Origin of the sequence: Alteromonas ulvae (assembly GCF_048987005.1) — a bacterium.
Taxonomy (GTDB): domain Bacteria; phylum Pseudomonadota; class Gammaproteobacteria; order Enterobacterales; family Alteromonadaceae; genus Alteromonas.
Genome location: NZ_CP185261.1, coordinates 234,637 through 248,834, shown reverse-complemented (window position 1 = coordinate 248,834; position 14,198 = coordinate 234,637). Strand labels below are relative to the sequence as shown.

Genomic DNA, 14,198 nt, shown 5'->3' with positions numbered 1-14,198 from the left:
GCATTTCATAATCTGGGCAGCTAACAACTATACCACCTGCCCGGCTGCCCAGCCGCTGCTCCACGCCCATTGGAAGTTATAGCCGCCCAACCAGCCTGTTACATCAACCACTTCACCAATAAAGTACAGCCCTTCCACATTATTGGCCATCATGGTTTTGGACGATAGTTCATTGGTATTCACACCGCCAATGGTTACCTCGGCGGTGCGATAACCCTCTGTGCCGTTTGGCTTGATATGCCAGTTTTCAAGGGTATTAGCGATATTCTCACACTCGCCATGAGACAGTTGCTTCACCGGCACGTTGCGCCATTCGTTTAGCTCAATAAAACTTTGCGAAACGCGTTTGGGGAAAATTTTGTTTAAGCAGGTAGCAAGCAGTGCGTCAGGCGTTTGTGCTCTGGCGTTATTTATCAGCTCGTGAGGGTCGTTATCCGGGGTAGTGTTGATAGTTAATGTATCGCCGGCTTCCCAGTAGCTGGATATTTGCAGCATAGAAGGGCCGCTTAACCCTCGATGCGTAAACAACATGGCCTCTTTGAAGGTGGTGTCGTTACAGCTTGCGTAAACATCTACCGCTACACCACTTAAATCGGCGAGGGTTTCTTTGTCTTTATCGTGTAGTGTAAATGGTACCAAGGCCGCTCTCGTTGGCAGTACATTTAAACCAAATTGCTCGGCAATTTTATAGCCAAATGGCGTGGCCCCCAGTTTGGGCATACTCAAGCCACCCGTTGCAACCACAAGAGATTCGCATTCGTAGTCACCATTTGATGTAGATAGTATGTACTTACTTTCGCGCTTCTCTACCGACAATATTTCGCAGCGTGTAGTTATCGTTACCTTGGCTTTTTCGCACTCTTTAAGCAGTAAATCGACGATATCCTTAGCACTATCGTCACAAAACAACTGCCCTAACGTTTTTTCATGATACGCAATGCCGTACTCGGCAACGAGTGAAATAAAGTCCCATTGCGTGTAGCGGCTTAACGCCGACTTGCAAAAATGAGGGTTTTGAGACAGAAAGTTCTCTGGGCCTGCGTACATATTAGTAAAATTACAGCGCCCGCCGCCAGACATCAATATTTTACGACCTACTTTCTTAGCATGATCAAGTACCTCTACGCTGCGCCCTCGTGCACCAGCCTGCGCAGCACAAAAAAGTCCGGCAGCACCCGCTCCAAGCACTATCACATCGCGTTTAATCACGTATTACGCCTCTCTTGGAAATACGGCTAACGGATGGGTAGTAATAAGCTGCATATGCGCACGCTCACCTGGCTTAATCGCATTTTCGTGGCTTACACGTACTTTGAGCTGACTGCCATTATCATGAGTTACGGCATAAAGTCGGCTTTCCCCCTCATAGCGCACCCAGTCTACCGTACCATTGGGCGAGGCATGAGTAGCGTCTAAACTTAGATCGTCTGGGCGAACCAGAAGGTCTACTAAGCCGTTTGCGTTTTGAAGTGGCGTACCCGGCACGCGGCCAATGTCGGTGATCACTGTGTTATCTGTGTTGCTCGCACTGTTGTCGAAGCTGGCTTTTAAGAAGCTCGCCTCACCCATAAAACGCGCTACAAAGCGACTGTTCGGGGTTGAGTAGCACGACTCTGGCGTGTCTAACTGCTCTAAAACGCCTTTGTTCAAAATGCCAATTCTGTCACCTACACTGAGCGCCTCTTCTTGATCGTGAGTCACCCAAATAGCCGGTACGGCAGCTTTTTTAAGGGCGTCGCGTATTTCCCAACGCAAGCTGTCTTTTAGCGCAGCATCAAGGTTTGATAGAGGCTCATCAAGTAATACAAACGCGGGCTCGTGAGCCAGAGTTCTCGCCAATGCCACACGCTGCTTTTGACCGCCAGATAAACTGGCTGGCTTCACGTTGCGAAAACTGTCCAGCCCCAACAGCGTTAGCCAATGATCGGCAAGGGAGGTGTCCTTTAGACGGAAACATACGTTTTGCTGCACAGTAAGGTGAGGAAACAGCGCAAAGTCTTGAAACACCATGCCTACATTGCGCTTCTCAGGCGGAACGTGCTTAGCTGGCGTGCTTGTCCACTCACCTAGGCGAATTTCACCTTCGGATAAAGGTATTAGACCAGCTAGCGCCTGTAAAATAGTAGTTTTACCACAGCCTGTAGGCCCTACCAACATAAGTATTTCGTCTTGCCCAAGTTCTAAATTTAACTTGTCGACAACGCGGGTAGACCCATAATTCACTGACAAATTACTGACACTTAGCATTACGAACGTTCATCCTCGGTAACGGTAAATTGGGCTTTTCGTTCGCCCGATAGCATTAGGACTAACCCAACGCCTGATAATAACACTAGCAGCAACCCCGGCACAGCGGCACGGCCAAAATAGCCTGCTTCGTAAACACGCCACATATAGGTAGCTAGTGTTTCAAACCCCGTTGGCCCAAGCATAAGGGTAGCCGGGAGCTCTCGCATTGCTTCTAGAAAGACTAATGCAGCACCGGCAATCATACCACGAAGGGTTAACGGTAGCGTAATTCGTGTAAAGGCTTCTCTGGGGCTTGCGCCAAGTACTCTTGCCGCTTTCACTAAGCCTGAATCGATATTTTCAGCGGTGGTTCTTACACTGCCTACTGCCAATGGCAAAAAGCGCAGCACGTAAGCCATGACCAATAGCCCAAGGGTTTGATATAGCGCAGGAAGCTGCAGGCCAACATAAACCAGTGCGGTACCCATAACAATACCAGGTACGCCAAAGCCAAAGTACGTAATGCGCTCCATCAAACGCCCCGCTTTCCCTGCAATAGCAGCATGGGCAACAGGAATAGCCAATAGCACAGCCACAAGAGCGGCGAGGAAAGAAGCGTGGGCAGAGTTCCATGCGTAGCTTAATTCAAAACCTCCAGTTCCCTCACGCACCAGCCAAAGGGTAAATATAGCGAGAGGTAATACAATTGCCATCAACACAATGGGCATGGCAGACAGCAGCATTACATTGCATTTCCAACGCGCGGGGAAAAGTGACAAATGTCGACCAGGGCGCTCTGTTGCGCCACTAATGCGGCTCTCAACAAATAGGATAAGCCCGACTATAACCATAAGCTGCAAGCTCAACATAGCAGCCTGGCTTAAACCAAACGCATTGTATTCAACGAAAATAACGCGGGTAAAGGTATCGAGGCCCATTATGGCCGGGGTTCCAAAATCGGACAGCGCGTAAAGCGCAGCCAGCAGTGCCCCAGCCGCAATGCTGTTTACTACTCGAGGCAGCACTACGCGCCAAAGGCTTGCACCTAATGAAAGACCTAGCGTACGAGCCGCATTCACTAAACTGGCGTCTAAACTGAGTAAGCTAGAACGCGTGGTCATCATAACGAATGGGTAGGTATACAGGCTCATAACAAGGGCCGAGCCCCACAAGCCGCTGATAGGTGGCGTGGTGATACCCAGCACGTTTTCAATTTCGCCACCGCGACCAAACGAAAAATACATAGCAAACGCGCCAATATAGCTTGGTAACGCCAGTGGAGCAGCTAATACGATTAGCCAGAATCGCTTAAACGGCAACTGCACGTAGGCGGTAAACATTGCTAACGGCACACCAATGATCACCGCGCCAATAATGGTCAGCACCATTAATGCAACGGTGTTACCTAGTACTCGTAAATTGTGAGTATCGAATAATTGCGCACTGTCTTGAGCTAGGGAAAACAAAACGCCGACGGGCAATAAAGCCATCAGCGCAATGAGTAATGCCAGTGGATAGGACTTTGGCCAATTTGTCACAGTACGCCAACATCCCTCATCATGTTTAGGGTTGGGCGCAGGTCTGCAAGTTTGCGAAGATCGAGTTCTGGAGGAGAAAGTGAGCTTAAACTGGCCAGCCCTTCTGGGGCCGCTACATCTTGCACCAATGGAATTTCATACGCTTCTCGTGCAAGGTAACTTTGCACTTCATGGGTCAATAAATAACGAATGAAGTTTACCGGCAAATCACCATCACTTAAGGCCACAATGCCAGAGGCGTTAACCAAACAGCCCGCGTCGTTATTGGTATAGGCTAGCGCCACATTAGCGTCTGGCTTACCTGATTTTAAGCGCAAGGTGTAATAGTGGTTAGCAAAGCCGATATCCACTTCACCACGCTCTACGCCCATGACTACTCCAAGCTCACCAGCATATTTCTTGGCATTGCGGTTAATGCCTTTTAACCACATGCGCGTCGCGTTTTCGCCTTCTAGTATACGCATCGCAGTAACGAAGGACTGAAATGAAGAGTACGCAGGCGCCCACCCCATTTTTAAATCGCTGTCGGCTAATGCCATTACGCTATCAGGAATTTGTTCGGGATTAACGCGCTCGGTGTTGTACGGTAGCGTTCGTACTCTGCCCGTTACGGGAGACCAGCTAGGATATTGAAACCCAGGTTTCAACTGATCGCTAATGCTAGCAGGAAGGGGCCTTGCTGCGCCCGAATCGGTAACCATACCAATAGAGCCCGTATCTACCGCCCAGAATAAATCAGCCCGCTTAACGCCTGCTTTGGTCTCAGCAACAATAGTGTTCGCCAACGCGGCAGAGCCACCGCGACGAATTTTAAGGTTTAACTTAGGATTGCGCTTTTTAATTGCATCGAGAACATTCTCGTAAAGCCCGCCTTCCCCACGCCCTAAATACAGCGTTAGGTCGCCCTCTAACTTAGGTAGCGATTCTACAGAAACGCTACCAGCTACAGATGCGGCTTGGGCTAAACTGAAAGGTACACTGCCCAATACACTTGCGGCAGCTAAACCTTGTAAGAATGTTCTTCGTTGCATCTAAGTTCCTTAAAATACGTCTTTGCGACCTTTTTCTGCTTCTACAAGCAGTACACGCGCTTTATCCAGTTTGCTTTGCATGGTTTCTACCACGCTGCGCACACCGTCTACTCCTTTATTCTGCGAGATAGCTTGCGGTAAAGTAACGTTAAAATCTTTTTCCAACGACTCGACTAATGCAGCGTCTTTTGCAATTAAGTCGCCTTCTACTCCTTCAAAGCGCTGAAGGTAGGTATCGTGAACTAATGTGGTAGCCACCTCGTTGAGCTGCTCTGCATATTTTGCGACAACGCGGTCGAGTCGAGTTTTAATATCGTCGATAACAGCTGGACCGGTGGTAGGTTCAACTTCAGTGGTTTGCACTTCGCCAACCAGTCCGCGCTTTTGATATTGCGACGCAAGTTTAACTGCGCCCAGCGCTTGCCACAAGGCGTGGTTCAACTTCTCTTGCTCGTGACGCACTACATCAACAGGTTTGCCTTCGTCAATGGCTACTTTTACGCCATAAATACCCTGCCAAATCGAGGCATAGATAGGTACATACTGAGTTTCGATTGCCGAGTGAAAATCGACTTCTTCCCAATATTCCATTAGTGCGTTGGTTTTAAGGCTTTTATCCTTGTTGGCGTAGGCATCTACCACACCACCAAACTTGCTTTCCAACCACTCTACTTCTTCAGTGTATTCACCGATGTGAGCGTGCAGGTTATTTACATGGTCGCCTATGGCTCCATTCGCCATCGCATTTCCTGTCACCATAGATAGTGACATCACTGATACAGCCAAAAGAGCACTCATTTTTTTCAGTGTTGTTGTCATACTTGTTCCTAAAACATTGTTCTTTAACGTTGGCGTTTGCGCAAATGATACTTATTATCATTAAGTAAGTAAAGGCAACTCACCTTGGCTACCGGTTGTATACCTATGCTTAAGAGCATAAATTCACTCAACACTGGCCTTTGTTAACAGAGGTTCAAAGTGACTTACCCGCCTTGTACACTCATTGCAGGCTTGCTACATAAATAGTTACAGGCTCGTTGCAGACTCTCTGCTCGAGGGCTAAAAGCACTGATAGTTATCGAATTTTGATCAGTTAAGCGCTCGTTGGTGCAGTATATTAATAAAAATGAGTCTCAGATACATTAACTCTTTCTTACAAATAAGCCAGAAAGTAAAAACCCGCTTAATAGCGGGTTTTTATAGATAAGTAGTCAGTGCAGTGGTTATAAGCTTTTTAACATAGACTCAGCATCACTCACTTCAAATCGACCTGGATCTTCAATATTAAGCTGTTTTACTTCACCGTCTTCAACAAGCATCGAGTAGCGCAATGACCGCACGCCACCAAAGTTGCTTGTGTTCATATCTAAGCCTACTTGCCTGGTGAAAAACGCATTTCCATCAGCCAGCATAGTAATATGCTCTGCATTGTTCGCTTTACCCCACGCATCCATAACGAAAGCATCGTTTACTGAAAGGCAAATAATGTTATCTACGCCTTTAGCTTTAATCTTATCTGCTAATGCGATGTAGCCCGGCAAATGAGATTGTGAACAGGTAGGGGTGAATGCACCGGGTACCGCAAACATTACCACGCGTTTATTAGTAAAAAGTTCGTTTGTACCAGGGTTAGTAATTTCACCGTCAACTAAAAGACTAAAATCTACCTCTGGTAAGGTGCTACCAACTCGTAACATGCTGCTCTCCTATTTATTTTGACACAAATACACATCAAATCTGTGTTTTTTACTTTCAATTGCCATTGATGGTTTTTCACCAGCTAATACATCGGCACTGTTTGGTCGTTTAACCACCACGCGATGTGTAGCAAGCCCAAGAGCCGGCTGTAACAGCGCGTCCGCATCTGGATCGTGTCCAAGCAATTGTTGAAACAATCGCATTTCTTTTTTCACCAAGGCTGATTTCTTTTTATGTGGGAACATTGGGTCTAAGTAAATAGCATTCACACTCTCACCCTCAAAGTATTGCATCACCTTTGCACTATTTCCATGTTGCAATGAAATTCTCTCGGCAAGCTCAGGAAAATCTATCGCTAGTCGTCGAATACCGTCTTCTAATAAGGCGGCAACAATGGGCGAACGCTCTATCATGGTAACTTTACAACCCACACTTGCCAATACAAATGCATCGCGACCTAGCCCAGGCGTGGCGTCTACCACATGCCAACTTTCGTTTCCTTTCAAGCCAATGGCTTTGACTATGGGCTCTTTCCTTCCCCCGCCGTGCTGCTTGCGGTACATGCTGGCAGGAGAGGCAAAATCAACCTCTACTGGCAGTACTTTTTTCTCATTAGCATCAGCTAAACCTATCACATTATCTTTTACCTGTAAGTACAGGCCGTCATTGGGCTTACTGTCTTCAGTACGTATCGCCTCGGGCCACTTTGCAGCCAAATCTTTAACCAGCCGGCAGTCGCTTTCATATAAGTTGCTGCTCGTGTCGGTAGCAACCGTTATGGGCATTGGTGTAGAGGAGACTGTGAGCGAATTATCTGACGCGCTGCTATTTGTACTATCAGGCATTGCCATATTGCTCCTTATGACCAATCCAACGATTTATAATGGCCTGCGCATGAGAGGGGTATTTGTCCCACATGGTATAAGCAATTTCTTGTACTTTAGGGATGAGTGCTGCATCGCGCACTAAATCGGCTATTTTAAGCTCTGCCATACCGGTTTGTCGTGTACCCATAAACTCACCCGGCCCGCGTATTTCTAAGTCTCGCTGAGCAATATAAAACCCATCGCTACTCTCTCGTAACACACCTAGTCGCTGAGTAGCGGTTTTAGATAGCGGGCTTTGATACATCAGCACACACTGGCTTTCTACCGCGCCACGCCCAACGCGACCACGCAGTTGGTGCAGCTGTGCTAAACCCAACCGTTCGGGGTTTTCTATTATCATGATGCTGGCGTTTGGTACGTCTACGCCCACTTCAATAACTGTAGTGGCAACCAGCAAATCAAGCTTACCTTCTTTAAAATCGGCCATGACTTGGGCTTTTTCAGCAGATTTTAAACGTCCATGCACTAAACCAACATTTAAATCTGGTAGCGCGGTACGCAGGGTAATAGCGGCCTCTTCGGCGGCTTGGCATTCTAACACTTCAGATTCATCTATTAGCGTACATACCCAATACGCTTGCCTGCCGTTGTCTTTACATGCCTGGCGTACCCGCTCTATAACGTCTGCGCGGCGAGTGTCGGGCAGCACAACCGTAGTAACAGGGGTTCGCCCCGGCGGTAACTCATCAATTATTGAGGTGTCTAAATCGGCATAGGCCGTCATAGCAAGGGTACGAGGTATGGGCGTTGCCGTCATAATAAGCTGGTGTGGGAAACGCCCTTGCTGCTCGCCTTTGTCTCGCAGTGCAAGTCGTTGGTGAACCCCAAATCGGTGCTGTTCATCAACAATAACTAACGCCAGTTGATGGTAATTGACGCTTTCCTGAAAAATAGCATGGGTGCCCACCAGCATTTGAACATCACCTGCCTCAAGCCTTGCCAGTACCTCGGCTCGGGCTTTACCCTTGAGCTTGCCGGCTAACCAGCCTACTTCAATGCCTAAAGGTTCTAGCCATCCTCTGAAATTGTTCGCATGCTGCTCTGCAAGTAGCTCCGTGGGCGCCATTAACGCCACTTGATAACCTGCGCCAATAGCGGAAAGCGCAGCAAGGGCTGCCACTAAGGTTTTACCCGAGCCTACATCGCCCTGCACCAGTCTCATCATAGGTCTGGCACGCTGCATGTCCTGCTGAATATCGTTCACTACCCGCTGCTGTGCGCCGGTAGGTGAAAACGGCAGTTGTGCCAGCATTTTTTCAATCAGATTGTCGTCTACCTTTATGGCAATGCCCGGCTGTGCATCTGACTGCTTACGTACTTTAAGCACGCTTAGGTTGTGTGATAGCAGCTCTTCAAGAATAAGACGGTATTGAGCAGGGTGAAGCCCCTCTTCTATTTCATGTACATCGGCATCTGGAGGCGGACGATGTACAGTGTGCAGAGCCTCATTAAGCGACACTTGATTATCGTAAATACCCTCTGGCAATAAATCTGCCAGAGCGCCTTTATCTAACAGCGATAGCGCCTGCTCGGTTAAGTTGCGAAGGGTAAGCTGCTTTATGCCCTCTGTTGTAGGATAAACAGGGGTTAACGACTCTTCAATGGGCGGCGCGTCTTCATCTACCACTTTGAACTCGGGGTGCATCATTTCGATGCCCCACTTTCCTGTGCGAATTTCGCCAAAACAACGAACTACGTTGCCAGGTGTCATCATTGTTCGCTGCACTGCACCAAAGTGAAAAAAGCGCAGCGTTATTGTGCCCGTGCCGTCACTAATTTTGACTACCAGCATTCGCTTTTTGCCGTACTGAATATCGGCATTCATCACTTCGCCCTGAACGCTGACATGGGTGAAAGGACGGCATTCAGCAACACTGTAAACGCGAGTTCTGTCTTCGTAGCGAAGGGGAAGGTGAAATAAAATATCTTGTAGCGTGAACAAGCCGATTTTGTTGAGTTTTTCTGCCACCTTTGCGCCTACCCCTTTAAGGGCAGTGATAGGTGTGGTGGCGAGTGCTTGCATGCAGCCTAATCCTCAATTCAAATGGTTGATTGTGATACTAAAACGATAAATGAAGTGTAAAGGATTGTTGCAGGGTTGGCGAGTACGCTTTAGGCCAGTTTTTACTGACTGGCCTTAGGCTTACACCATTTTCTAGTTGGCTTCTAGTGCTTCAGCCTCAGCTTTGGTTATTTGCATTTCACGCCACCAACTTTCATCGGCAATCACTTCACCCATGTTATTGATTGCGGGATAAGGCAAGCCTTTGCGTATGCACAACTTAAACAAGCGCGGATAGCCATTTTGAAATGCCAATGCTTGGCACTCTTCTTCTGGTAACTGCTGGGTGTTATACATGCCAGCAATTGTGCGCTGTCGCTGAGCTTCGTATAACACTAAGGCAGCGGCTACAGACACATTTAACGACTGCACCATGCCCATCATTGGAATAACAATGTCCTGATCGGCAAGGCCAATAGCTTCGTCGGTTGCACCGTACTTTTCCTGACCAAACAAAATGGCGGTAGGTTTGGTGTAATCCACGTCACGAAAATCGATTGCCGAGTCAGACAAGTGAGTAACCAGCACCTGCATGTTCTGTGCTTTCAATGTGTCCATGGCACTACCAATGTTGTCGTGATTGGTTTGACGCACCCAATCTTGACTACCCATGGCGGTACCGCCACGAAATTGGTATTTCTTTTCCCACACCGTGTGCACACGATGAATGCCTACGGCATCGCAGGTGCGCACGACAGCCGATACATTATGTGGTTTATGCACATTTTCCAGGCAAACCGTCAGGTCGGTTTGCCTTTTGTCCAGCACAGATCGTATGCGCTGATAACGCTCTGGCGACATGGCTTACTCCGGCAGTTCCATGACCCCGTCTATTTCTATTTGAGCGCCTTTTGGTAATGCAGACACCTGAACCGCTGCGCGAGCTGGGTAAGGCTGATTAAAATAACGACTCATTATTTCGTTAACTAGCGCAAAGTGCCCTAGATCGATAAGAAAGATATTTACCTTTACTAAATCGTTAGTGGTGCCGCCGGCTGCTTCACATACCGCCTTAAGATTTTCAAATACCTGTACTGCTTGAGCTTCAAATTCTTCAGACACCATTTCCATGGTTTCAGGCACAAGAGGAATTTGCCCCGAAACATACACGGTGGTGCCAGCTTTAGCTGCTTGACTGTATGTACCAATAGCAGCGGGTGCCTTATCGGTCTGAATAATAGACTTAGACATAAATATTCCTAAATTTTGATTAAATTAGTGTCGAGATTGACTGTGACGAGACACTTTTTGAACCTCTGGCATGGTGCGTATTTTCTTCATAACACGGGCCAGATGCACGCGATTGTGCGTAGTTAGCTCTAGGTCAATAAAATATATATTACTCTCTTTCTCTTCGGTTTGCAGACCAATAATATTGGAATCACAACCAGAGATAGTATTAGTTAACGTTGCCAATGTACCTTGATGGTTAAACAGCTCTATGCGAAGCGAAGCCTTAAATTCGCCCTGAGGCTCATCATCCCACTGCATGGGCAATACACGCTGTGGCTCTTCTTTGCTTAGCTTGCGAATATTATTACAGCCCGTTTGATGAATGGTCATGCCTCGACCGGGACTGAGTACAGCAACAATTTCATCATCGGGTATAGGGTGACAGCAGCGAGAATAATTCACTAAAAGGCCCTCAGTACCACGAATAGCAACGTTGCCCTTTTTATTTGATAAGTCCGTCGTATTTTCGCCCAGTAAACGCCTCGCCACAATAGCACTAAGCTCGTTGCCAAGACCGATATCCACTAACAAAGAATCGAAATCAGCATGCTTGGTTTCAGCCACCACCCTGTCGATATCTGCATGGGGTATTTCATCCAACTTCACACTGCCAAGAGCATGCCTGAGCAAGCGATTTCCCATATTCACCGCTTCTTGAGAATGCTGCTTGCGCAAATACTGACGAATACGAGTACGCGCCCGGGCGCTCACCACAAAGTTAAGCCAATTTGCATTAGGCTTTGCCCGTGGCGAGGTAATAATTTCTACTGTCTGCCCATTTTCGAGGGGCTTGCTTAAACTAAAATTGCGGCGCTCTACACGTACGCCTACACAAGTGTTACCCACATCAGAGTGAACCGCATAAGCAAAATCGACAGCAGTGGCCCCCATAGGCAGTTCAATAATGCGACCATCGGGAGTGAATACATAAATTTCATCGGGGAATAAATCAGTTTTTACCGACTCGATAAACTCAAATGATGAACTGGCTGACTGCTGAAGCTCTATTAAACTTTGTGCCCACTTTCTGGCCCGCATTTGCGCCGTAGTGCCGTTATCACCCGGCTCTTTGTAGAGCCAATGTGCTGCAACGCCTTTGTCTGCCATTTGGTCCATTTCGTGAGTTCTAATTTGAATCTCCACCGGAATTCCATGAGGGCCAATAAGGGAGGTGTGAAGCGACTGATAACCATTGGTACGGGGAATAGCAATGTAATCTTTGAAGCGGTTTTCGATGGGCTTATACAAACCGTGCATGGCCCCAAACGCGCGATAGCAGTTGTCTACCGAATCTACCACGATACGAAACGCATAAACGTCCATGACTTCGCCGAACATCAACTCTTTGTTCTTCATCTTGCGGTAAATAGAATACAGGTGCTTTTCGCGACCTAATACATTGGATTCTATGCCGTAAGCATCTAGGCGAAGACTGAGCTCTTCGCGAATATTCTCAATAATCTCTTTTCGATTACCACGAGCCTGACGAACCGCTGATTTTAGTGCCCGATGACGCATGGGATACATGGCTTGAAAGCCTAAATCTTCAAGCTCGTTTTTAATATCGTGAATACCCAAGCGATGCGCAATAGGCGAATAGATCTCAAGGGTTTCCAGCGCGATGCGGCGGCGCTTGTCTGGTCGCAGCGAGCCCAAGGTGCGCATGTTGTGTGTTCTATCGGCCAGTTTAATAAGAATAACCCTGATGTCTTGCACCATGGCCATCATCATTTTGCGAAAGTTTTCTGCCTGTGCTTCTTGCTTACTGCTAAATGCTATTTTGTCGAGCTTACTTACGCCCTCTACGAGTTCTGCAACGGTATCGCCAAACGCCTTGGCCAAGTCTTCCTGACCATAATGAGTATCTTCAATAACATCGTGTAATAAGGCAGCCATAAGAGTTTCATGGTCAAGGTGCATGTCGGCAAGGATGCTCGCTACCGCAACAGGATGTGTGATGTAGGGGTCGCCACTAGAACGCATTTGGCCATCGTGGGCCTCTTGCGCCAATACGAAGGCATCTTGAACCAGCTGCACTAAATCAGCGGGTAAATACTCAACAACTTTCTGCTTTAAACCTTCAAACAAATACACAGCGAAAAACGGCCCCTAGTTCCAGTAATTACTTAAGAATACGTTTATTTGCGCATTAATCCAATACGCTAAAAGCAAAGCGCCAGTGCTTTTTTCAAAGCACTGGCGCAAACTTGCTTGTAACAGCCCAGAAGAAGGTGTGTTACAACATCTACATGAACAGCTTCTATTGATCAGACAGGATATTTGCAACAGAAGAAAACTCTACATTGTCTTCTCGCTCTTGTGTTTGAAGCGCATCTCGTTCAAGAGTGGCTGCTGTTACCAAGCCTTGTTCAATTTCACGCAAAGCCAATACCGTTGGCTTGTCGTTTTGAACATCAACCATAGGATCTCTCCCGCCAGTGGCAATTTGACGTGCACGACGAGCAGCAACTAGCACTAAGTCAAAGCGGTTACCAATTTTATCTACGGCATCTTCTACAGTTACGCGAGCCATCTATTTCTCCGAAAATCAGGTTGAGCGAGGAATACAAAAAACAGCCACGCAGTATACACGCATACCGCTTTCAATCCTAGCACTTTGTTGAAAAATAACACAAATAACACAATATGAAAGCGAGGTTCGCAACGATTTCATGGCGACACACGCAGTTTATGAGTATACGTTTTGCAGTTATCTCAGCCGCTGTTTTACGCGCTGTGGGTTACCAATGGTATCACTAAGCGCTGCCGAGCAGCGAATCAAATAAAGGCTGATGACGAATTTGCTGCTTAGCCGAGCGTAAACGCTGGGCAATCACTATTGCCTCTAATTCGTGAAGTGCTGTAGCAAAATCATCGTTGATAATGATGTGACCAAACTCATTAAAGTGAGACATTTCATCCACTGCCTTCGCCATGCGGCTCGCGATAACTTCGTCACTGTCTTGACCTCGGTGATTCAAGCGCTGCTCTAAAACGTCTAACGATGGTGGTAAAATAAAAATGCCGCAGGTATCTGGCATTAACTTCGTCACTTGTCGCGCACCTTGCCAGTCGATGTCTAAAAATACGTCTATGCCACGGTAGAGCGTTTGCTCAATGGTCACTCGCGACGTGCCGTAATAATTACCAAACACTTCCGCATACTCAAAGAATACGCCCTGCTCGATGAGCCCTTCAAATTGCTCACGGGAGACAAAATGATAATGCACGCCGTCAACTTCGCCAGGACGAGGCTGGCGCGTGGTGTGTGACACCGAAACCTGCATGGGGGAGTGTACATCACCCTCATACTTTTCCATTAATGCTTTGATAAGACTAGATTTTCCAGCGCCAGATGGCGCCGCAAGAATAAACAAATTACCGAGTAGTGAGGCCATGAAATAATAAAATTTTGTTAAAGTGTGGTGATTTTAGATGTCAATGATAGCATATTGGTGTTTTATGCCGTAACTATCATGTTAGCCATAGGCGCTAATAACGTTAAAACAACCCGCCAATG

Annotated in this window: 13 protein-coding genes; all 13 read right to left on the bottom strand. The window is 47.3% G+C overall.

Features of this window, described 5'->3' with window-relative positions:
* Window positions 1-27 precede the first annotated feature (27 nt).
* The gene (locus tag ACOJR9_RS01090) at window positions 28-1,209 is read right to left on the bottom strand and encodes an NAD(P)/FAD-dependent oxidoreductase (RefSeq protein ID WP_420934599.1); all 1,182 of its coding nucleotides are present in this window, start codon (window positions 1,207-1,209) and stop codon (window positions 28-30) included.
* Between the two features lie 3 nt (window positions 1,210-1,212).
* Window positions 1,213-2,247 (bottom strand): ABC transporter ATP-binding protein, encoded by a 1,035-nt coding sequence (locus ACOJR9_RS01085; RefSeq protein WP_420934598.1) that lies wholly within the window; start codon window positions 2,245-2,247, stop codon window positions 1,213-1,215.
* Window positions 2,247-3,767 (bottom strand): ABC transporter permease, encoded by a 1,521-nt coding sequence (locus tag ACOJR9_RS01080; RefSeq protein ID WP_420934597.1) that lies wholly within the window; start codon window positions 3,765-3,767, stop codon window positions 2,247-2,249. The genes ACOJR9_RS01085 and ACOJR9_RS01080 overlap by 1 nt, the downstream gene beginning before the upstream one ends.
* The gene (locus ACOJR9_RS01075) at window positions 3,764-4,798 is read right to left on the bottom strand and encodes an extracellular solute-binding protein (protein ID WP_420934596.1); all 1,035 of its coding nucleotides are present in this window, start codon (window positions 4,796-4,798) and stop codon (window positions 3,764-3,766) included. Before ACOJR9_RS01075 ends, ACOJR9_RS01080 begins: the two co-directional genes overlap by 4 nt.
* A gap of 9 nt (window positions 4,799-4,807) precedes the next feature.
* The gene (locus tag ACOJR9_RS01070) at window positions 4,808-5,617 is read right to left on the bottom strand and encodes a hypothetical protein (protein WP_420934595.1); all 810 of its coding nucleotides are present in this window, start codon (window positions 5,615-5,617) and stop codon (window positions 4,808-4,810) included.
* A 404-nt stretch (window positions 5,618-6,021) separates the two neighbouring features.
* Window positions 6,022-6,495, bottom strand: a complete 474-nt coding sequence (locus ACOJR9_RS01065) for a peroxiredoxin (protein WP_420934594.1) — start codon at window positions 6,493-6,495, stop codon at window positions 6,022-6,024.
* A 9-nt stretch (window positions 6,496-6,504) separates the two neighbouring features.
* Entirely contained in the window at window positions 6,505-7,341 is an 837-nt protein-coding gene (locus ACOJR9_RS01060) for a class I SAM-dependent methyltransferase (protein ID WP_420934593.1), read from the bottom strand.
* On the bottom strand, window positions 7,334-9,406 hold the full coding sequence (gene recG / locus ACOJR9_RS01055; protein ID WP_420934592.1) for an ATP-dependent DNA helicase RecG: 2,073 nt from the start codon (window positions 9,404-9,406) through the stop codon (window positions 7,334-7,336). Before recG ends, ACOJR9_RS01060 begins: the two co-directional genes overlap by 8 nt.
* A 132-nt stretch (window positions 9,407-9,538) precedes the next feature.
* On the bottom strand, window positions 9,539-10,246 hold the full coding sequence (trmH, locus tag ACOJR9_RS01050; RefSeq protein WP_420934591.1) for a tRNA (guanosine(18)-2'-O)-methyltransferase TrmH: 708 nt from the start codon (window positions 10,244-10,246) through the stop codon (window positions 9,539-9,541).
* Window positions 10,247-10,249: 3 nt separating this feature from the next.
* Complete coding sequence (locus ACOJR9_RS01045; protein ID WP_032094693.1) at window positions 10,250-10,636, bottom strand: RidA family protein; 387 nt, start codon at window positions 10,634-10,636, stop codon at window positions 10,250-10,252.
* Between the two features lie 24 nt (window positions 10,637-10,660).
* Complete coding sequence (gene spoT / locus ACOJR9_RS01040) at window positions 10,661-12,772, bottom strand: bifunctional GTP diphosphokinase/guanosine-3',5'-bis pyrophosphate 3'-pyrophosphohydrolase (protein ID WP_420934590.1); 2,112 nt, start codon at window positions 12,770-12,772, stop codon at window positions 10,661-10,663.
* 166 nt (window positions 12,773-12,938) lie between these two features.
* Complete coding sequence (gene rpoZ, locus ACOJR9_RS01035) at window positions 12,939-13,211, bottom strand: DNA-directed RNA polymerase subunit omega (protein WP_420934589.1); 273 nt, start codon at window positions 13,209-13,211, stop codon at window positions 12,939-12,941.
* Window positions 13,212-13,434: 223 nt separating this feature from the next.
* Window positions 13,435-14,076 (bottom strand): guanylate kinase, encoded by a 642-nt coding sequence (gene gmk, locus ACOJR9_RS01030; protein WP_420934588.1) that lies wholly within the window; start codon window positions 14,074-14,076, stop codon window positions 13,435-13,437.
* Window positions 14,077-14,198: the final 122 nt, after the last annotated feature.

Excerpts from the sequence above, each read along its gene's own strand:
- recG (WP_420934592.1), bottom strand. The coding sequence starts at position 9,406 with ATGCAAGCACTCGCCACCACACCTATCACTGCCCTTAAAGGGGTAGGC.
- ACOJR9_RS01045 (WP_032094693.1), bottom strand. The coding sequence starts at position 10,636 with ATGTCTAAGTCTATTATTCAGACCGATAAGGCACCCGCTGCTATTGGT.
- rpoZ (WP_420934589.1), bottom strand. The coding sequence starts at position 13,211 with ATGGCTCGCGTAACTGTAGAAGATGCCGTAGATAAAATTGGTAACCGC.
- trmH (WP_420934591.1), bottom strand. The coding sequence starts at position 10,246 with ATGTCGCCAGAGCGTTATCAGCGCATACGATCTGTGCTGGACAAAAGG.
- ACOJR9_RS01085 (WP_420934598.1), bottom strand. The coding sequence starts at position 2,247 with ATGCTAAGTGTCAGTAATTTGTCAGTGAATTATGGGTCTACCCGCGTT.
- gmk (WP_420934588.1), bottom strand. The coding sequence starts at position 14,076 with ATGGCCTCACTACTCGGTAATTTGTTTATTCTTGCGGCGCCATCTGGC.
- ACOJR9_RS01065 (WP_420934594.1), bottom strand. The coding sequence starts at position 6,495 with ATGTTACGAGTTGGTAGCACCTTACCAGAGGTAGATTTTAGTCTTTTA.
- ACOJR9_RS01075 (WP_420934596.1), bottom strand. The coding sequence starts at position 4,798 with ATGCAACGAAGAACATTCTTACAAGGTTTAGCTGCCGCAAGTGTATTG.
- ACOJR9_RS01070 (WP_420934595.1), bottom strand. The coding sequence starts at position 5,617 with ATGACAACAACACTGAAAAAAATGAGTGCTCTTTTGGCTGTATCAGTG.
- ACOJR9_RS01060 (WP_420934593.1), bottom strand. The coding sequence starts at position 7,341 with ATGCCTGATAGTACAAATAGCAGCGCGTCAGATAATTCGCTCACAGTC.